Genomic DNA, 19,820 nt, shown 5'->3' on the forward strand with positions numbered 1-19,820 from the left:
GTTACCGAACTAACGGCGCACGTCAGTGCACAGCGCCGTGGCGTGAAGGCCCGCCAGCCCCTCGAGTGAGGAGCGTGGCGGGTGTTCCTGGTTAATGAATCAAGTACGTAAAGACGGATTCTCCACGCACTCGTAATGCTGATTGAACTCGCCCGAGAGGCCAGTGCACGTCACTCGATGAGATCCCGACGGCAAGGTCTCAAGTACTTTCGCGACTTCGGTCTCGCCGCCAAAACCTAGACCGGTTGAACCTTGAGGAATGCCTGCTGCAGATGCATCAGGCCCGCGATGTTGCGAATGAACAGGCCATTCAGCCTGCAACATCGACAGCTCCATTTCCTGATCGCATGCCATAGAGCGGACCCACTCCCAGTACCCGAGTACGCACGCGCAGTTATTGACAAAGTCGAGCCACACATGACGCGGAAATTGCGCGCATGAGCCACACGGGTCTCCGCCGCATTGCACGATCACGGCCGCGACCTCTACAGTGCGAACGTTGGATACGAGGGCTGCACGCGCCGCCGCTGCAGATTCGATCGAGAGAATGTCGTACTCGCTCGCGTAGGCGTGCTCGCCGTTGGCATACCAAGGCCCGGCACCGAGGCGCTCGCCATCAAACAACGCCTCATAAGCATTGGCCCAGTCGGGCAACGGAGCTCCCTCAAGCAGTTTCACGCGAGTGCGAGTGCCGTTGCGAAGTGTGACTGGAACGTAGCTGTTATAGCGACACTCATCACGCAGTGCCCGCATGAAATCATTAAGTTTTTGCGGATCACGAGTGAGAAGCGCTTCGTTGTGCAATTTAAACTGTTCCAATTTGCTTCTCCATAACAAGCGAGAGGCGTCCCCATCGGGGAGCGCGTCCCCTTGGGTTGAAATTTCAGTTAAGCGTCGGTAAAAACATGCCAGAGACCACGCTCATCGACACAATTTCGATATAGCGAGAGCGGTATCAGCTTCGCCAAGGACGATGCCCAACGCGTCGCTCGACTCGATGACAAGCTCGCGAGCCTGATCCTCCGAGTCAACCGAGCACTCAAACTTTTTGCTTCGACGTTGGATGTCCTCCACGACCGAGTTCACCGCAACGTGGTCGATCCCACCTTCCAAATTGGCATAGCCGGTCAACGTGTACGTATCGGTCCATTCAGCACCGCACTCGCCACAGCAGAGCGTCTGCGACGCCGATCCTTCTTCGATATTCACGAAACCTCCGCTGACGTCCGAACTGCCACAGGACGGACAACGGACACCGCGAAAAGCGGTGTACTGCGCATTTGTCATCGGGCCTGCTGCCGGTGTCCACCGAGGAGCGGCTTCAATGGTGATCTGCGCGCTGGTTTCGATAGTCTGGTTGTTCATTGATTTTCTCCAGAATTGATGCCCAAAGGTGGGCGGAAGGGACTGGAGAAGCGCATGACTTCTGGGCAACGCCCACTCAGTGTCGTTTCGAAAACGCGGAAGCGCCAACGAAGACACGCAAGTAGTGAAACGCAGGCCAGAAAGCGCGGTCAGTTTTATGAATCTTGGGGCGAGGTGCTTTTCGCCGGCGTAGCGCGACAGGCGCACACCAGAGCGGCAGCCGGATTTCAGTTATGCCGGACCATGACCCATACGGTAAAGGTGATCACCAGCGCTGGCGGCACGCTTTCGATTGCTAGAACATCCTCGATAGCGCGCTGGATTTCAGGCTCGCGTTCGGCCGTCGGGGTACGGAACGTGGTGGCAGGCAAAAAAACAGAAAAATCTGCTTTGGGTCAACGCCGTTGACGTGCTTGATGGAGGCCGCCACGAAGTGGCAAGTTGCTGTACAGCGCTAAAGCGCTGCATGGTGGTGAGGATGCCGATCGAACGGCGTGCTTCATTCTATCAGTCGGCGAGGCCCATCGCAACGGTAAGTCGATGCACTGGCCCGAGTGAGCCAGTCCAGGCATCGCGATCGCTCTCGGTAACCTCGCGGGCCACAATCACACTATGCCCAGCCTTGCCGGCTTTGCCGCCTTTAGCGACAACGTCCCCAAAGGACGTGTCGCCACCATCTTCGCCTGCCTTACCGCCTTCACCGATCTTAATTGGGATCGTCATTCCCGGCGTGACATCCATCGTGAATACTTTGTGCTCGCCGCGTCCGCCACCTTCTCCCCCCTTTGATCCCGGACCGAACGCACCGGCTCCACCACCACCTGCTCCGGGAGCGGTCCCGGGCGAGGCAGAAAAATTGTAAGTATTTCCGCCAGGACCGCCCGTGCCACCTTGCGCATCTCCCATCGCCCCACCACCCCCTCCGCCAGCTCCAGGAGCCATGCGGCCGCTGCCGCCCAAACTGATGTACGTTGCCGATGGTGCGCCATCATCGATTGACAGGTACTGCTTCCTTACTGCGGCCATACTCGGCTTGTCGAGAATTGCGGTGATCCGCTCAAGATGGAATAGGCTAAGCGTCAAGGGTTGTGCCTCGCGTTCAAGCTGCGAGCGCTCGCTCAACCGCAATTCTTGGTTCGTCACGAAAGCGATACCTTTTGCGCCGCCGCGCTTGACTTTCTCAACATCACTGGCGAACTTCGCCGAGATCTCCGCAAAGGACTTCTCCCCTCGCGGGAAAAACACAGCCATCACCCAAGGCTCACCGTTGAATTCGCAACACGCCTCACGCCCCCCATCCTTCCCACCCAGCGGGTGGCTAGGATCGATGCCTCGAAATCCCTCCTCCGTCAGAATTTGCGCGGACAGGCGCTCGGACGGTGCTTGCCCATTGGTCCACTCCCGCAAGCGATGCCATGTCTCGTCCCACCGATTCGTCACGTTCGTCTCCTGTCAATCGCGCTTCCGAGTATCGCAGACTCACCCCGTCGATCAAGGTCGCAACTGTCGAACTGAACGCTAACTATCCCTTGGAAGCAGCCGTGACGGCCGGGCGCTCAGTCGAGCGGCTTGATGGCGATAAGCTTCGCGTAATAGCTTTCAGCTAGTTTCTTGCCAGCAGCGGTTTCCGGCACGCAAAGGCGCGAGCGGAAGGATTTTTTGTCGTTGCCGACAGCCATGAAACTGCACATGAGTTTCAGGGAATAGCTGCCCTCCTTTCTGTTCTGCCACGCCGGCAGCGCCTGGACGAAAAACTCGCCCGATCCGGCATAGCCGGTCAAGCCGTTGAACGAGACAGGCCGGGCGGGAGCGAGATGCAGCGTCTTGATCGTGACGCGTGCATCTGCGACGTCCTCGCTGATGAAATAATGCGCACCGTTCTCTTCGATGAAATACGTATCGTCGTCAAGCAAGGTTTGAATGCTCCGGGAATCGGAGAAGCCGAGATAATCGAGGCGTGCATAATTCTTCTTGTCCTGAACAACGTAGGTGCAGCCGTCGTCCACTTGCAATTTCATGCCGCCATCGTCCGGTATCGCAAAGCCGCAGGCGGAAGACGCCAGCGCGGACGCCGAAAAGCCAAACGCGCCGAGAAATGCGATCAATTTTGATGCTGCCATTCTAGTCCTCGAGTGGTTGATCGTCATCTGGTAGGCCGCTAGGGAAGTCGGAAAGGTATGAATACGCATGCTTGAAATACCTTCGGCGATTTGCTGTTCAAACCGGTTCACTTAATCTTTTCTGTTTTGCGCGATCTGCCTGACTCATTCCGTCGTAGCCCCAATCAGTTGATGCAATTTCCGTCACGACAATATAAGTTGCCGGGTCGAGATCCGGGAACGTCCGACGAAGGCGTGCCATCGCACTCGCGATAAAGACGCGCTTTTCATGCTCCGAATTTGTCCCGGCCGTCACGCGAACTTCGAGATGCGCCGCGATATTCCGGCGACTGCCGCCAATCGTCCAGAAACACGTAGAAGGAACATCGATCAGCACGGAAGTCAGTTCATGCCGCTTTCCAAGTTCGCTGGCGATCAGATCCGTCAGGTCACGAGATAAGCGCTCGGCCTCAGCCGATGAAGGGGCGATCGAAAGCGTCAGTTTCGCAAAGGGCATTTCCGGACTCCAAGGTTGTTGAAGTCCGAATCGTATTTGAGAAAAGTCAAAGTATACTTGCGATCTTTACGGCTTCTGAATTGAGCTTTTCTCATGCTTGCAGATTTGCCCTCCCCTTTGCTGCGCACTTTCGTCGCCGTTGTGGAATGCGGCTCTCTGGCCTCCGCAGCCAGACGTATCGCCCGCAGCGAGTCAGCGGTGAGCCTGCAAATCTCGCGGCTTGAAGATATCGTCAGACAGCCATTGTTCGATCGGGACGGGCGGGCACTTCGCCTGAACGGCTACGGCGGACGTCTGCTCGCCCACGCCCGCGCGATCCTCGGGCGCATCGACGCCGCACGCACAGAACTCGCGCCAGACGCACGAGCACCGGTCCGGATCGGCATCGTTCAGGATTTTGTGGCTGGCGTTCTACGCCCGACACTCGCCGATCTCCGCACAGAGTCCCCTGACGCAGCGTTTTCAATCGTGATCGGCAATTCGGCCGAGTTATTGCAGGCGATGAGCGAGGAGCGCATCGACGTCGCCTTGTGTGCCGGCGAACCGTTCGGCGCCGACGTTGTGGTCCGCCTCCCGATGCAATGGTTTGGCGAGGCGACTTTGTTGCAGAATGAGGTGGTACCCCTGATCGGCATCGCACCTCCCTGCCCGTTTCTCCAGGCAGCGCAGCGGGCGCTGGATGATGCCGGTCGCCCATGGCGCATGGCGCTTACGACGCCCAGCCTCGACGGGCTACGCGCGGCCACTGAGGCCGGCCTAGGCGTCGCGTGTCGCACGGAAGCGGGATTCGGGCTTCCCTCGCTGTACGCCTCTGGCCTGCCTCAATTGCCTGAAGTCGCCTATTCCATCGTGGCGCGTCGCAGGCACGATGCGTCCACGGGATTAGCAACGCTTCGTATGACCTTGCACCTACGGTCCTGGGCAGAAGGTGGTGCAGCCTTGCAAACGGCAAGAACACTCAACGGTGTGTGAGCATTACACGATTGCTTACGTTGAGTATTGTGCAGCCCCATTACCCAGCACGCAGTTACCGCGAGCATCAGAGCGAGGACGGGCACCAGCCCGCGACGTCTCGCGCAGGCCGGATCGCAGCGGATCATGAAGCGCCTCCATCTGGCCGGATATGCCGGAAGGCAGCCAGCACGGCGAGATCACGCATCGCCATCGCCACAACGAACATCACCAGCACGAGCATGATTTTACGTACGACAGCGATGAGCCTCACACCCATCCGCACGTGCGTCTCCCGATTACTCATTCGCATGCGCACTTCCCGGATGTACATCACCGGCACCAGCACTAGCCGTGCGCAACGTGCATCCGGCGGGGGCAGAACTACGCCCGTGCCCGTGTCATTAATCGCGAACAAGTCATCCCGGCGCAAGCGCGCTGGGTAGCTTGCCTGCAGCACCGGGTGTGGCCGCTCTGTGACCCACCGTTACCCGACCAGCCCGCCAGAATCAGCATTGCTGAAGTCAGCTGGTATATGCGATCAAGAAAGCCGCGTGGGATCAGTCACGTCATACCCCATCCTGACGAAACGACGTTCACCAATGGCGGCACTCCACGCAATCACCCAGCGTCTCGCGAGCGTGCGCTCCGGTCCAAGTTCGGCTGCGATCATCCGCTGCATCGCCAGGCGTAGCCGCAGCATGGCGTAGCGGCGCTGGCGCGCCACGGTATCAGCCTGGATCCTCATACTCCGGCCCTCCCGCACGTTCGCTCTGGGTGAACACTTCCATTGCCTTTCGCCTCGCCCACTGTGAACGGCGAGCCATGTGGCCCGGTTCGCTTTCAGTAACACTACAGCGTTCAGGCCGCCTCGCCCGCGTAACAGCACGGAGAGGACGGTACGCGCCAAAACAGACAAGGATCCACACTGCACAAGATCGAAGCGAAACCTTGCTGACCATTTGGAATAGACCTCACTCCCAGGCCGTTTACCCGTTGAGCCTGTTGTGCCATGCCGCGGACAATCCCGTCGTTCACTCGCACAGGGCGATTCCAGCTGGCGACACCATGCGTTACCAGCGGCGACAGGCCGGCGTCGTGGCGCCGGACTTTTATCGGCAATGGATCATGAGCAAGGTTCTTCGTGCGACGCCACTGATCATCACCGTTGGGCTCGCTCTATCAGTTTCAGCGCACGCCTACGATGAGGCGGCGACGCAAGACAGTGGTACCTGCCGCGCTGTGATCGAGAGCGCGGAGATCGACGGCGTGATGCAGGAAATCGCGGGCCGGGCGTGCCTGCAAAGTGACGGGACGTGGCAGATCGTTCGGGACGTCGATGGGACGACGCTCTGGTATCCCGTCGCAAGCTATCCGTACACCTACGTCGACCCATGGTGGTGGGATCCACCAATTTTTCTGGGCGTGGGAATCAGCTTTGTTTTCGTAGACCGTTTTCACCACTTCCACCACCTCGATCACTTTGCACATTTTTCGCAAGGCGGGCACGGGCGGGTCGGAGGACAGATGCCGTCTGGCGGCTTTCATCACAGCGCGTTTGTCCATAACGGGATGGGTGAAGGACGGCGGCGCTAAATACAGTCAGACGAATACGCGCGGCATTGCACCAAGATGGCAGGCCGGAATAGCGATTGCCGCCCGTATCCGCATTTATGGTCAGGCATGTCTGCAGGGGCCGAGCCGTCACCACACCGTTTCAATCTTTCAGGGTGATCCGACATGCCTAATCTTCGTGATCGCCAACTGTTTGCCCAACCGCACGAAGGAATGCGCCCCGGTCGTGCATTGACACCGATCTGGGGAATCGCGCTGCTCTTGCTCGCACTGTCCCTTGCCGCCCCTTCAAGCATTGCCGATCAATCCCCAAACACTTCAGCATTCCAAACAGTTGCGACGAGCGAATGCAGTGCAATCCTGGAACATCCAGCGCTGATCACGCAACCGGATCGATTCAGATGCCTGACTGCACACGATCAGGCGATTGCCCTGCAAGCCGATATTGAGGGCCGCGCCCTGCTACCGTTATCAGACGGACAAATTCTGTCGCTCATGGCGGCGATGAAGCCTGATGCCTTCGTCGAGTACGCGCGATCCGGCATGATCCAGAACAACACCTACGAATACAGAATGCGCCGCCAGGAGCGTGTATCTGGCCACTGGCCGGAGCGTGCGGATCACATTGACATCCGCTACGAGGATACTCCCCGAAAGGTCTACGCCAGATGGCTTCCCGATGGGCAGCACGCTGGCCAGGAAATCCTCTACGATGAGACGCGCGCTGCGGATACCCTCCTGGGGCATCCTGGCGGCCCATTGCGAATCATCTCGGCCGAAATCCCGATCGATAGCATCTTTGCGCGCGCCCAGTCGCGCCATAGCGTACGAGATTTCGGACTGCAATTCGTCACGCGCACGATTGAGCACGATGCCCGCAGCTTTCGTGAAGAAGGACTATCCGAAAAGCCCGCACATGTGGAAATAATCACGATGAATAGCATCAGGTTGCTCGCGTGGACTTGGTCCGCACCATCGGGTCCACCCAACCACTATGCGAAAAACGTCCAGCTACTGTTCGATCTTGTGCATCCCTGGCCATCTGACGAGATTGCGTGGGATGGTCGCGGAGAGTTGCTGGAACGCATTCACTTCGAAGACATCGAGCCGCGAAGGTGGGATGCGGCATCGTTCAGTCGTCACAACCCTGATTTTGGTTTCGATTGAGCACGGAATCGGGCCCACACGGCATTTCACGGCGAGTTTCGCAGGGCTGTCAATAAAGCAGATTTACGTTATGCCGAGGGCGACCAGCTCGCTCACGCCTGACACCGTGGCTCGTTCGCTTGCGCCCCCACTTCGTGTTGGGCGAATCTCCGTGGTATCTGCAAGAGAGATTCTCCGTGAGACGAAACTTTGAACTCGACTTATCGTTACACCGATCGAGAAGAGTCCCGTTCACAGATGATTGGGATCCGGTCGATAGAAGCAGGGTGGCCGGCGACAACCTGCCGTTCAGCGCGCGGACGGACTTGCCGTGGGAACGACCGCACTACTCGGCTAACGGCCATTGCTCGTGTGGTGAAACGAATGGCTCAGATGGGTCGCTTTATGCCTTATGCATGATAGTCCGCGCCCGTAGCGACCGCCGGGCTCGGACGTCGGACGCTCGCCGGCCAGAAAGGGAAACTCGACGCTGGAGTCTACATCGGCGACAATCAACACCTTGGCGCGGGTAGTTCAATCGTGGCATCACGATCCGCTGCTTCGCCAGCTTGCCTTCAACGCTTGGGTTAAAGCGGACGTTGGCATGTCGAGGTTCTCGAGCGAATTCAATCAGACCGCCATGGAAAACCAGCGCACTGCTTTCATACTCTCGGCCCTAGACCCAGACCTTGACTGTCCATGGCTGCAGATTCGGTTTCAAACCGCCGACTTCGAAAAACTTTGTCAGTGCGCTCGAATCGACCTGCAACACGATCCGGAACTTGATCGCGATTATCTACTTACGCCAACAGAGGTCGTAACCGTATGTAAAGCGTTTGGGATTGAATTCGAGCATGGTTCACGAGAAGCATTTCTTCACAAGCACACGGGGCACGGCGATGATATCCCTTACCTGATACATACCGGCTATGAACTCGCATTGATGGTACAAGGACGAAAACCTTATGCGTTTATCGAATTTGATAGCGCGAATGTGCGTTCTGTCACCAGAAAGGCAAGATTTGATTCTTATGTTGCGAGAGGCGTGTTGCGTTCTCACGAAGAAATCTTTGACGCGGGAGGACAGCCAGGGCGTCGCATCGGACGAACGCTTTACGCGGTCGCAGGCGAAGAATGGCGAATCCCCGCCGCCGAACTCATCCGTCTGAATATCAACTCAGAGGGCGACGGTTTTGAGAATATGGTGCGTCTTCAAGGCGCACTGCTTGGCTACGAGCGCTGGCAGAATGACTGGTGGATCGATCACTTGGCCAAAAATGGATTGACCCTTTACGGTGCCCCGCTGATTTGCAAAATTGACCGTGCGCAGCATGATTGGCTCGCTCACGCAGGATTCCGAGCGCTTCCGCCATTTGTCGCATCAACCTTTACGCTTCACTCCCCCCAATCGCTGGATGACCAAACAATGAAGCGGGCAATGGAAGATGATCCACGCATCGAGGCGTTTGTCCAGTTCAATGTCGGGCTAAGACACATCATGCACGCGGCCGATTTCCAGACCGCAGGTCCCTATGAGATTCCGACGTCACTGATTCCAACGATTAACCAAAATCTTGTACGCACCGTGCGAGTCCTGCTCCAACGGCCATCTCTTCCCGACTTTATCGGAAGTTCAGTCTGATGGGTTTGCGTCCGCTTGATAGTCAAAAAGGCCAAGCCTCCTTGCAGATGGAAGAGACGCTTAGTTCGCCGTAAGCAGACACCCACACTCTGTAGTTATCGGCTCCACATGACTTCCTCTCCGACTCCCAAAGCGCCCCGAGAAGGAGCCGCATCTCTACGAGCGTCTACGATCAGGCCTCCGCGCGCCGAAGGATCATGCCGCTTATTTGCTTTCCGTACAGACCGATAGCCAAACCCAGCACGACAAGAACCGTGGCAGCAATCTTCGGTGTACCAATATGCTCTCCGAAGACCAGTATTGAACCCACCATACCGAAAATCGGCACAAGCAGTGACAGCGGCGCGACACGAGATACAGGGTAGGTTTTCAAGAGCTTGTTCCACGCCCAATAGCCAAACAAGGTCGTTGGATAGACTTGAAACAGTATCGAGAAAATTGCCGTCCAGTTTAGACGGGAAAAAGTGTCGACGTAGATCTGCGTTCCATGCTGAAACATCGCAATTGCGAAAAGCGGAATAGGCGAAAACAGGCTTGACCATACAAGGAAAGCCAGAACGTCTTTCGTGCCTGCACGCTTGATGATAATGTTGCTCAGGCTCCATGACAGCGCACCAATTACGACAAGTGCGACTCCGAGCGTGCTAACTGAGCCGTCGGTAATAGTGATGATGGCTGCCAAGCCCGCAAGAGCAACGACAATACCCGCGTACTGATATCGCGAGATCGACTCCTTGAAAACAATAGAACCGAGAAGTATCGTGAAGAATGCACTAAATTGCAAAACAAGCGACGCAATACCAGCAGACAAGCCCGCTTGAATTCCCAAATTTACTATACCCCATAGTCCTACACCGAACAGCAAGCCGTAGCTGGCTAGATATCCGACACTCACCTTCGGTCGTCGAAGTATGAAAACAGCGGGAATTGCACAGAGTGAAAAGCGTATGCCTGCGAGCAAGAACGGATCGACCGAGGCCAATCCGAGCTTAATCACAGAGAAATTTGCACCCCAGATCACCGTGACGAAGATCGCAAGAAAGATGTCTTTGGTTTTCACGATATCCCTTGTGGATAGAAAAATCGATAATTTAACGACTCTGCACGTCACGCAGCTTTCGACCAGGGAGAGGCTCCACAATCTTGCGCGGCGGAAAATAGCCCCTTTAGCCATGAGTTCGTGTCGGCTGCAGTCGGCAGAGCGACAATGCCGGCCAACGGGGCCTCGCCCGCCGAATATGTGACCTGGTGCTTTAATGCGCTGCCCGATGGCAGTTCAACCCAACGAACAACTGCCGGGTCGGACCGATATCGCTCGACGCCTTTCATGCCCTCATACTCCGTATTCGCGCGGATGTGTCCAGGAAACACAAACCACCCGTGCCACGCGGCAGCTGTCTGTGTCGTCGGAAGCGTGAACGTTGGGCCACCTCCCACCAAAATGCGGAGTTCCTCGGATGGCAGATGAACGCCGGTCGCTAGCTCGAAGGTCGCAACCACATCCGCGCCGCCAACCCGATTGCCAACCTCAAGGAAAACAAGACCATCTGACGAATCAATCGCTTCAAGATGAAAACTGCCGTTCCGGATACCTACAGCCGCAAGGACCTTCGACGTCCAGTCGCGGGCGTCTTGTGACAGTGGAAAATGAAGTGACCCAAGCGGTTCGCCGTTCGCATAGCCGAGGCAGGTTCCGACATAGTGACTCGCGGTCGTCGTCAGCAGCTTGCCATCTGCGACAAGACCATCGAAATGGAGAATATCCCCTGTCACAAATTCTTCGAGCTGATACTGGTCCAGCGCAGGAGTACTACTATCCAGTCGACTGACTCCAGTCGTCCGGTCGTCGACGCCATGCAGTGCATCGTCAAGCGACTGAAAAACGACAACGTCCTCGCTTGAAGCACCACTATGTGGCTTCAATACCGTCGGACCGTGCCACCCAGCCACATACTTGCGCTGAACGAGATCCTGTAGCGTGGCAAAACGCGGCACACGCAAGCCGGCATTCGCCACTGCACGCTTCATCAAAACCTTATTCCGAACGAGTTGAACCTCCTCCACCGAAGGTCCTGGTACATCAAATGCTTCTCGAAGTCTCGCTGCATCGAGTAACTCGTATTCCGACAACGAGATAATCCGATCAAAACGATCATGGGTCGATCCAAACCAATCCATAGTTTCGTCGTATGCGCTGCGTTCACCCGTACGTCGCAGCGCACGGCAACGTAGATCCATCGGCAGCGTATCCAGTATTTCCTGTTTGCCGAGATACGTGACATCGTGTGCGTTATGGTCGATGCCTCGCGCGTATTCAATGCGCCCATAAGGCACGCGATGAAGAATTAAGATGTTCATCGTGGACTCCTCTCAAACTGTCTCTGCGACTTGCTCTTTGTATCCGAACTGCTTGCGCTCGATCGCTTCAGTCAACACGGAAAGCCATTCTTCCCGAAGCACCTTAACGAGATGCCGCAACTCGACAATGCCACTGTCAATGGCAATACAAACCTGTGCAGCAAAATCGGAGTTTTCACGAGGTACAGCGGGAATCTGACGTGCCTCGGGCGACAGCCACGCGTACTCGAGGACGTCAATCAGACCAGTCGCGATACCACAGACCGCTTCCGCCCGGTGTACGGCCAAGCGCAGCAATGCATGCGCTTCGTCCTCCGTAGGTGGCACGTAGCGGCCATCTGTCGGCACTCCCAGCATCACCGTCGCGGCTTCCGTCGACGTATGCTCGACTGGCTCGCTGCGGGCGTTGCCGAACGCCACATCGACCCATTTTCGATAGAAGTCGATACGATATACCGCCTGCGCAAGCGCCCAGATTTTCATACCTGCGGGTCGACGATTAGGTTCGACGACGGCTGCTCGTAGCCCGTCGTCACTCAACCGGATCTCGTTGTGAAACGGGCCATCGCGTTGTCCGACAATTAAATTGGCAAGGCGACCAGCCCGAGTCAGCGTGCTGCGCTCGATGTCGGTGAGTCGTGCAGGAAGTATCTGCGCAACCTCGACAGGGTAGCGACCATCTGCGCTGACTTTTTCAGTGATGAATTCCGTCGCCCCCACCCCGTCAAACGAAAACTCTCGGTGAAACGGAATCAACTGCTCGGCGAGCGCACCATTTCGCAGGTACGGAGCGACAAGCGAAAAAGCATGCGACAAGTCGTCACTATCGCGCACGATAACGACTCCCCGGTTATTACCTTCGCATGCTGGCTTAAGCACCAGGCCGCCCGGATACCTCTCTGCAAAGCAACGAAGGTCGTCCACTCCCGAGACATTCGTGCTTTGCGGAACCATAATCGACTGAGCTTCCAGCAGTTCGCGAATCCTCGATTCCGACTCCCGATACACGCTTTTACTGAATGCGGCGGCAGCAAACTTAGCCGAATCGACCGGCAAACCCAGATGTTCCAGCAGCGCAGCGCCTCGTTGCACTGCGTTATCCGAAAAAACCACCCCTGCGCGAATGCGTCCGGAAAACGAGGCAAGCTGAACCAGTGCAGTTTCCACGAACCCATCAGCTAGTGGGTCGAGGTCAATAACGTGATCCGCAATCTCGTAGTCTCGGGTACCAGGCTGCGGTCGGATCAATATCGTCCCAGCGTCGTATCCGGACCGTGCGTGACACGCAATTCGTTCGACATCAGCTACCCGCGCGAGATTGTAGTCGACGATAAGAAGAAGGCGCTCGTGCTCTCTCATGCAACTGTGTCCTCACGAAATTTTTCCGTTACGTATTGCACGCAGATGGTGCTAACCGATGATTCGATCAGATGCGGCAATTCACGATCGCGTTGTTCGCGCGGCAGATTCCAGAGAATTTGACCGAGAAACACTTCTCGCGCGGATGTCTCGATTACGTCACCAGCTTTCAGTAGGACGTGCGTAATTGTCGGGGCGGGATCGGTTGATTCGACCTGAATCGACTCGATTCGCCCCGGCGATGCGAAATACACTCGAAAGAAAGTCGAAAGATCTGTTGGTGGCACTCCGTCGTGCGAGTACGACAATTCGGAGATCAGCCGTAGGTAGTCAGTTGACGGCATTCCGCCGGACTGAGATACGAGCTGGTCCAGCCAAAGTTCAAGCACGCTGGCTGTCTGATTAAGCGCCTTCACGCTCTGCGATATCAGACTACCGCCAACACGTGGATTGATTTCGATTAGCTCCCAGCGCCTCCCATTGAAGCGTGCTTCGATGTGGAAACATCCCCAATCTAGTTTCAGGCACGCAGATATCGCATCGATCCAGGCAATCCCAGCCGCGATTTCGTCGCTCGTCAACAACGTCGGCGGACTCGTACAGCTATTTTCAAGAACCGTCCCGCCGTCTTCCGTCAGTTGACACTTCTCGTGAATCCCGGCCACGAACCGCTTACCGTTGACCGCCAATACCTCAAAGCTATATTCCGTGCCGTCAACAAAGGATTCGGCGAGGAATTCAGGCTGCCCGCCAAGCACGGCCGTATAAACAGTGTCGTGTCGAGCCTGCTTTACGATGGCTTCCAGGGTTGACCAATCCGTTTCAGTCGTAAGGCGAAACGCTCCATAAGATGCGATGCCATGAATGGGCTTAACGAAATAGGATTTTCCATCCCGCTTGACATCGTCGAGCACACTGGCCGTCAGCGCCAGCGCGTCAACGTTCGACAGTCCCGCTTGTCTAAGCTTGCGTCGTACAACCAGCTTGTTACGCAACTGATAGAGTCGCTCCCAAGGAAGATCCGATATGCCCTGCAATGCGTTGGCATAGGCCATCAGCGCGCGATAACCCTCCCAGACACTGATGCATCCTCGGATTGATAAATTCTGTTCTCGCAGAGAAGCAAGCGCAGATTCCACTTCACTCGTTCCGAGATCATGCGTCGCACCGACAAACGTCTCGTCCGCGAGCGTTCGCAATGTGTCAATCCGCTGCTGCCCATGTTCTGGAAGCGGGACAGAAGTCAAGATCCAAACTGCAAGCCCCCTTGCACGACAAGCGGCTACGAGATCCTCCACGAAGGAAAATCCACAGTGACTTAGAATGAGAACGCCATCGGATTTCATCGGACCTTCCTCTCAGAATCAGGCCGCAGCCTTGAGCGTCGTACCGATTTTGTCCTCGTATAGCTCCTTGAAATAGAGAGCCAATACGGTTTGATGCTCGGCCAGATAGCGCTTCAGCGCGTCGATGTCATCGTCGTTGCGCATCAGATGACGAATCGCCGCCCACACTTCGCCCGGGTGGTCATCGTTGATATCCGTATGCGAATGCGAGATCTGGCCGCCGATGTTCTTCTCGCCGATCGACTCCTTCAGAGCTTCGAGCTTGCGAGGTTCCAGCTTGACGTTGACGTACTCAACCAGGTAGGAATACGCCACGACACCGAGGGGCCCTTCGTGATCAAGCAGATAGGAGAAATACCCCGCAAGCAGCTTTGTCGACAGATAAGGCTCCGTACCGAGAAACACCTCGCGCGAAACGCCCGCACGATCGAGATCCTGAATGAACAATTCATCGTGCAGCATTTCTTCGCGCTCATAGTTCGCCCAGATCTGGGCGGCTTCTGGACTGCGCTTGGCGATCTCAACCAGCGCCTTCGACTCGGCCACACGAAGCAGTCGAATACGCCATGCCGTTTCGATCAGATGTCGTTGGTAATAGGCTGAATCCACTGTCTTACCTTCCAGATGGGCAGCATGAGGTACCGTCTCATACCATTGCTCGATTTGTTGATCGATGATCCCGTCGATTTCTGATCGTAGTACTGCTGAACGTGCGGCGTTGATAAACGGAACACGGTTTTCATAGCCTACGTTCTTCACACGATTGATCATTTCATTTTCCTAATGTTGATTGAACATCTGCTTCCGCTACGGTTACATAGCCCGAATTTTCACATCGCCATTCAGCCGGCACTGGCAAGCCAGCCTGAACTCGACACCAGGAAATCCAAGCGCCTCGAGAAAGCGTTGCTCCTCAGCTCCTTTGCCACTCAGATTTGCCACTCCTTCCTCGACCCTGATGACACACGCTCCACACGCCCCCGCTTTACAGCCGAACGTAATGACCTCTTCACCGTACAACTCGAATTCCAATTCAGTAAGAGAACTACCTACCGGAAGCAACGCTTCCAATCCTTTTGGATTGATTACAACTTTATGCATACCCCCTCCAGCAAATATCTCCGATTCCTATATGTATATTCGATAGTAATCTTTGTATTTTTTCTCGCTATAACGCATCACGTTGCGCGCGAGGTCGAATTACACCACCAAGAATATACATTTCCGTATCAAATATATTCATATAGCATGAGAAACTCGATAAAACATTCACGAAATATGCAACAGGCAAATTATTACCTTATATTTTATAAATATATTCAAAGAGCTACGTGAAGGATCATTGTTTCGTCAAACGAAGCCGCAGGGAATAAACACTTTATCGACTGTCACCACGAAGTGTCAGTTAGAATGCACTGAACACTTCTGAAAATGGTCAATATGAAGATTGCGCTTGATCCGCTGAAACCTATATCGTTTAAAGAGCAAATCGTTTGCCAGATCGAGGACATGATTCGCTTGAGGCGAGCACCGGTCGGTACAAGACTTCCGTCGATTCGCCAACTTGCTGCCGCAAACAAAGTCAGCCGTTTCCCGGTCATGGAGGCATACGATCTTCTCGTGTCCCGGGGTTTGATCGAGCCACGGCATGGCTCGGGCTTTTATGTCACGAACTGTGTCGACACCCTTGAGCATTGGCCTCGCGGAGCAGATCCTGAAGTGGCCCGCGCTGAGTCCGGACAGATCCTGCGTCAGTTCAATGCGCAAGGAAGCACACCGCCTCTTTCGAGCGGCTTTATTCCGCCCGCGTGGCGCGATGTCGAAGGTATTGCACAGTCAGTGCGACAAGTTTCGCGAACAGATATCGCAAGCCTTGTCGACTACGCAGTGCCGCAGGGGGATTTGACGCTAAGAAAGCAGATCTCGCGTCGGCTTTCCCAATTCGAGATCAGTGCTCCATCTGAGCAGATTCTTGTCACACACAGCGCGAGTCACGCACTCGATCTCGTCACACGTATGATGCTTCGCCCAGGTGATACGGTATTCGTTGAAGATCCCGGTTATTTCAATCTGTTTGGCTTGCTCAAACTTCAGGGCATTCAACTAGTCGGCGTTCCGCGCCTGCACACTGGACCTGACGTCGATGCGATGCAGACATTGCTTGCGATACATCGACCAAAATTATTCTTTGTTAATACAGTGTTTCAGAACCCCACTGCTACTAACATAGCGCCGCAGGTTGCATTTCGAATTTTACAACTAGCGCAACAGCACGACTTCTCTATTGTAGAAGATGATGTTTACGCAGACTTGCAACCGACTCCGACGCAACGGCTTGCTACGTTGGATCAGCTCAATCGCGTAATCTATGTAAGTGGTTTTTCGAAGACCCTTTCTTCTTCGCTACGGCTCGGATATGTCGCAGCACATGCTGATCTAATTCGTGATCTGATCGACGTGAAAACGTTAACGAGTATGGGCGGCACCAGATTAGCCGAAAATGTCGTCGCGACTCTTCTCGAACGGGGTGTCTATCGTAGGCACATGGAAAAACTGCGGCATAAAGTAAGCGACGCCTTGATGCGTACAGTCGACCAATTGCGGAGATCGGGCTGGGAAACGTACGAAGAACCATGCGGTGGAATGTTCGTCTGGGCCCGAGTGCCGCACATCGATAACTCCGCACACCTTGTCGAACATGCAGCCAGGTTTGGAATCAACATTGCTCCAGGCGCCCATTATCGACCTAACAACCAGCCAAGCCCTTGGTTGCGTTTCAATGCGGCGTATATGCGTGAAGGGCAAACACCCGCCTTTCTCGATAGTGCGGCCAACTTAGCCTGAAGGCAAGGTCCGTGGAGGTCAACAATCGATGGCGAAAGCTTTTAGTTCACAGTTACCCACGGCCGCTGGATCGTCGCCACGTAAACATGTGTCAAGAGAATGCGTGGCCCGAGAGCCTTGGGCCCGGTCTGAAACTACTGGCTCATTTACGTCTCGGTGCGTATGACCGGTGCCGCCAATCCGCAATCGAACGTCAGGCCCGGTCCTGAGCACGCGCTTGTGTCGGAGGCATTCCGTCCCAGAGACGTTGACCGTGGTCTGATCAATCATTCTGCCCAGGCGGTAAGCCAAAGAGCATGAGTTAGTAGTCGACCAAAGGCCGCCGTTCGACGAGCAGCCGAACTTGCCGCTGGAACGACTGCACTACTCCACTAACAGCCATTGCGCGCGTGCAGCGACGAACGACCGTGATAGGTCGCACTCGGCCGGTCGCCCTGCGCCGATGAGTCCGTGGCTCATGCGAAACGCATCGGGCAGTAGCCGGCCACAACCTGTCGTTCAGTGAGCGGACGGAACTGTCGTTGGAACGACCGCACTACTCCGATCACTGCCTCTCGCGATTCGCCCAATTGCACGAATGCAGCGCCGTCTCAAACCAACACGTTAGCAAACGCGTAAGAGTGACAAGGATGGCACAAGTATCTGCGCGCAAAAAAAGTTAGCAAAGCCGCTGAAAGCCTTACCCAGTGACAGTGTTGACTCTAGCCTTCGCCCGGTGAATTGGATTGTGCACCGCAAGTTGCCCTCTGCAATGACCAATAGTCGCCTGTGCGCTACTGCGGTCGCGCCCCAATAGCGCCAGCCCTTTTGAGTGGCGAATATTACGAAAGACGCACGGAGCAGCGTCCATAAACACCAACGGCGCCAAGTTTCGGCGGCCCGATGCGAGCACTGCGCAGTGTTCCACTCTTTTCAGAGTGAAAGGCTGAGCACGGCCATGAACAGGACAGTCCTGATGCACTTCCACCGGACAATTTCCCAAACATTAAAGGGCTCGCTTCTACCTACTTCCCACGGCCTCCACAAAGTAAGCCGGCCACCCCAAAAAGAACGAGCCAAGGCCGGCCTAAGCGCGACGCGCATACCCGTCGGTCGCAAATCACCCTGCGAAACACTCACACTCTACGATCATGTAAAGCTCGAAATCAGGCGACAGCCACAACTCCCGCGATGGCCGTCACGTGCAACAGGTACGCCGTGATCCTTGATATTCGAATCGCCCTCTTCAATCACATTGGGATCGACGTGAGGGTGCTTTGGGCATCTGATCCTGTCGCCCTTTCGAGCCACACCGTTGCCTTGGATCCTCATGACCTCAGACGAGGTTATGACCTCGCCATCATGATCCGTCGTATCGCCCAACCGAATGATGTTTAGCATTGTTTTATACGAAGATTCCGCCCGATATTTTGAAAAAACGCAGTTCGAAACAAAATTTAAAAATGCTTCGCAAGCTCAGAACACTCACTAACAGGCACGATTTTTCCTATTTGCCCAACATAATTAATGCATAGCGGTCTGCGTGTGCTTGCGATAATCCGCTTACCGGTGCACTGCGCGTTGTCATCCACGCTGTCTCCTCTGTCAACACATACGCTCCCAGACTGCATAAATTGGATCGATCTAAGCCTTTTGATCGTGCCATCCGAGAATCCATACACTTCTCTCCAGACACCGTCGGCTTGATCAAAGTCAAAAGAGTACTTGAGTCCTCCGAGATCGTCCGCTCCGACCGGAAGATAGCCCGCGAAGCTGGCCACGCCTTGCTGAAGTGCATAGACATTCATCTGCGCGTTAACGCCAGTTTTACCCGGATTTATCATCACAAGAATCGTTTCGCCCCCCGTTGACTGGCTCCTAGTCCATACAGCCCCATTACAGCTCTCTAAATTATCTAACTTTTGCTCTATCACCACAGTGCCCGCTTCACCCTGCTCGTCGCCAGAGATCACCTTGATTTCAGAATCCAGTCCGCACGAGAATGTAAACTCCTTTCCACCCGAGTTGACCTTTAAAATCTGGGACGCCTGCACCGGCGCCCCAGAAGTTTCATTCGCCACCCCAAAAAACAATAAAAAATAGAAAAAAATCTTCAGCATCAAGATACGACTCCTTTAATTCTTTTAGTTTCCGACAACCGCTCCTGGAAATGTGCCGCGGGGGGGGGGAAATCTCCTGCAGTTGTAGCGCTGTCGCCTCTAATTTTGTCTGTCATGGTTATTGCATCAACCTTTACGCTTCACTCCCCCCAATCGCTGGATGACCAAACAATGGAGCGGGAAATGGAAGAAGATCCACGCATCGAGGCGTTTGTCCAGTTCAATGTCGGGCTAAGACACATCATGCATGCGGCCGATTTCCAGACCGCAGGTTCCTATGAGATTCCGACGTCACTGATTCCAACGATTAATCAAAATCTTGTACGCACCGTGCGAGTCCTGATCCAACGGCCATCTCTTCCCGACTTTATCGGAAGTTCAGTCTGATGGGTGAACTCGCGCGCCGACGCTGTTTACCCGTAAAACACGATCACTTCATCTGCCTGCGCCTTTGGTCGAAAGCAATTGAGCGGCTAACTGTGTGTCACCGGTCAGCCATCCTACGCGTTTTTATACGGC

At 55.2% G+C, this 19,820-nt stretch carries 20 protein-coding genes and 1 pseudogene; 7 read left to right on the plus strand and 14 right to left on the minus strand.

Annotation, left to right across the window (positions count from 1 at the left end; all coding sequences use genetic code 11):
- Positions 1 to 99 precede the first annotated feature (99 nt).
- From U5A67_RS29230 to U5A67_RS29250, 5 genes are all read right to left on the minus strand, one after another.
- Complete coding sequence (locus U5A67_RS29230; RefSeq protein WP_321817028.1) at positions 100 to 819, minus strand: hypothetical protein; 720 nt, start codon at positions 817 to 819, stop codon at positions 100 to 102.
- A gap of 102 nt (positions 820 to 921) precedes the next feature.
- Positions 922 to 1,365, minus strand: coding sequence for a hypothetical protein (locus tag U5A67_RS29235; protein WP_321817029.1), 444 nt, complete (start codon positions 1,363 to 1,365; stop codon positions 922 to 924).
- A gap of 507 nt (positions 1,366 to 1,872) precedes the next feature.
- Positions 1,873 to 2,805 (minus strand): hypothetical protein, encoded by a 933-nt coding sequence (locus U5A67_RS29240; protein ID WP_321817030.1) that lies wholly within the window; start codon positions 2,803 to 2,805, stop codon positions 1,873 to 1,875.
- Positions 2,806 to 2,921: 116 nt separating this feature from the next.
- On the minus strand, positions 2,922 to 3,485 hold the full coding sequence (locus U5A67_RS29245) for a hypothetical protein (protein ID WP_321959767.1): 564 nt from the start codon (positions 3,483 to 3,485) through the stop codon (positions 2,922 to 2,924).
- A 97-nt stretch (positions 3,486 to 3,582) separates the two neighbouring features.
- Complete coding sequence (locus tag U5A67_RS29250; RefSeq protein WP_321817032.1) at positions 3,583 to 3,981, minus strand: hypothetical protein; 399 nt, start codon at positions 3,979 to 3,981, stop codon at positions 3,583 to 3,585.
- A gap of 93 nt (positions 3,982 to 4,074) precedes the next feature.
- On the opposite strand from U5A67_RS29250, the gene U5A67_RS29255 reads away from it, so the two are divergent.
- Both U5A67_RS29255 and U5A67_RS29260 read left to right on the plus strand, forming a co-directional pair.
- Positions 4,075 to 4,953, plus strand: a complete 879-nt coding sequence (locus U5A67_RS29255) for a LysR substrate-binding domain-containing protein (protein ID WP_321817033.1) — start codon at positions 4,075 to 4,077, stop codon at positions 4,951 to 4,953.
- A gap of 175 nt (positions 4,954 to 5,128) precedes the next feature.
- Positions 5,129 to 5,284 (plus strand): annotated as a pseudogene (locus tag U5A67_RS29260) (EamA family transporter); the annotation flags it as partial.
- Between the two features lie 189 nt (positions 5,285 to 5,473).
- Here U5A67_RS29260 and U5A67_RS29265 read toward each other — a convergent pair.
- Complete coding sequence (locus tag U5A67_RS29265; RefSeq protein ID WP_321817034.1) at positions 5,474 to 5,680, minus strand: hypothetical protein; 207 nt, start codon at positions 5,678 to 5,680, stop codon at positions 5,474 to 5,476.
- Positions 5,681 to 6,000: 320 nt separating this feature from the next.
- On the opposite strand from U5A67_RS29265, the gene U5A67_RS29270 reads away from it, so the two are divergent.
- From U5A67_RS29270 to U5A67_RS29280, 3 genes are all read left to right on the plus strand, one after another.
- Entirely contained in the window at positions 6,001 to 6,528 is a 528-nt protein-coding gene (locus tag U5A67_RS29270) for a hypothetical protein (RefSeq protein ID WP_321959768.1), read from the plus strand.
- 144 nt (positions 6,529 to 6,672) lie between these two features.
- Positions 6,673 to 7,674, plus strand: a complete 1,002-nt coding sequence (locus U5A67_RS29275; RefSeq protein ID WP_321817036.1) for a DUF1571 domain-containing protein — start codon at positions 6,673 to 6,675, stop codon at positions 7,672 to 7,674.
- Positions 7,675 to 8,257: 583 nt separating this feature from the next.
- Positions 8,258 to 9,295: a hypothetical protein gene (locus tag U5A67_RS29280; protein WP_321959769.1), complete on the plus strand. Its 1,038-nt coding sequence runs from the start codon at positions 8,258 to 8,260 to the stop codon at positions 9,293 to 9,295.
- A 172-nt stretch (positions 9,296 to 9,467) separates the two neighbouring features.
- Here the strand turns inward: U5A67_RS29280 and U5A67_RS29285 are convergent, their stop codons facing one another.
- From U5A67_RS29285 to U5A67_RS29310, 6 genes are read right to left on the minus strand one after another with little or no spacing between them, the layout of a single operon-like run.
- Positions 9,468 to 10,355, minus strand: a complete 888-nt coding sequence (locus U5A67_RS29285; RefSeq protein ID WP_321817038.1) for an EamA family transporter — start codon at positions 10,353 to 10,355, stop codon at positions 9,468 to 9,470.
- A 47-nt stretch (positions 10,356 to 10,402) separates the two neighbouring features.
- On the minus strand, positions 10,403 to 11,653 hold the full coding sequence (locus U5A67_RS29290; protein WP_321817039.1) for an ATP-grasp domain-containing protein: 1,251 nt from the start codon (positions 11,651 to 11,653) through the stop codon (positions 10,403 to 10,405).
- Between the two features lie 12 nt (positions 11,654 to 11,665).
- A complete protein-coding gene (locus U5A67_RS29295) occupies positions 11,666 to 13,012 on the minus strand; it encodes a biotin carboxylase (protein ID WP_321817040.1) in 1,347 nt (448 codons plus the stop codon).
- On the minus strand, positions 13,009 to 14,358 hold the full coding sequence (locus U5A67_RS29300) for an ATP-grasp domain-containing protein (RefSeq protein WP_321817041.1): 1,350 nt from the start codon (positions 14,356 to 14,358) through the stop codon (positions 13,009 to 13,011). Before U5A67_RS29300 ends, U5A67_RS29295 begins: the two co-directional genes overlap by 4 nt.
- An 18-nt stretch (positions 14,359 to 14,376) precedes the next feature.
- Entirely contained in the window at positions 14,377 to 15,129 is a 753-nt protein-coding gene (locus tag U5A67_RS29305; protein ID WP_321817042.1) for a hypothetical protein, read from the minus strand.
- A gap of 42 nt (positions 15,130 to 15,171) precedes the next feature.
- On the minus strand, positions 15,172 to 15,459 hold the full coding sequence (locus U5A67_RS29310; RefSeq protein WP_321817043.1) for a 2Fe-2S iron-sulfur cluster-binding protein: 288 nt from the start codon (positions 15,457 to 15,459) through the stop codon (positions 15,172 to 15,174).
- 330 nt (positions 15,460 to 15,789) lie between these two features.
- Here U5A67_RS29310 and U5A67_RS29315 point away from each other — a divergent pair, with 330 nt between their 5' ends.
- Positions 15,790 to 17,202 carry a PLP-dependent aminotransferase family protein gene (locus U5A67_RS29315; protein ID WP_321817044.1) on the plus strand — a complete coding sequence of 471 codons (1,413 nt, stop codon included), beginning with the start codon at positions 15,790 to 15,792 and terminating at the stop codon, positions 17,200 to 17,202.
- Positions 17,203 to 18,330: 1,128 nt separating this feature from the next.
- On the opposite strand, the gene U5A67_RS29320 is transcribed toward U5A67_RS29315, so the two are convergent.
- Positions 18,331 to 18,582: a PAAR domain-containing protein gene (locus U5A67_RS29320; RefSeq protein ID WP_321817045.1), complete on the minus strand. Its 252-nt coding sequence runs from the start codon at positions 18,580 to 18,582 to the stop codon at positions 18,331 to 18,333.
- Positions 18,583 to 18,638: 56 nt separating this feature from the next.
- Positions 18,639 to 19,304 carry a hypothetical protein gene (locus tag U5A67_RS29325; RefSeq protein WP_321817046.1) on the minus strand — a complete coding sequence of 222 codons (666 nt, stop codon included), beginning with the start codon at positions 19,302 to 19,304 and terminating at the stop codon, positions 18,639 to 18,641.
- A gap of 180 nt (positions 19,305 to 19,484) precedes the next feature.
- Here U5A67_RS29325 and U5A67_RS29330 point away from each other — a divergent pair, with 180 nt between their 5' ends.
- Entirely contained in the window at positions 19,485 to 19,688 is a 204-nt protein-coding gene (locus U5A67_RS29330; protein WP_321817047.1) for a hypothetical protein, read from the plus strand.
- The last annotated feature ends 132 nt before the right edge of the window (positions 19,689 to 19,820 follow it).

Source organism: Paraburkholderia sp. J69-1 (assembly GCF_905220255.1).
Taxonomy (GTDB): Bacteria; Pseudomonadota; Gammaproteobacteria; order Burkholderiales; family Burkholderiaceae; genus Paraburkholderia.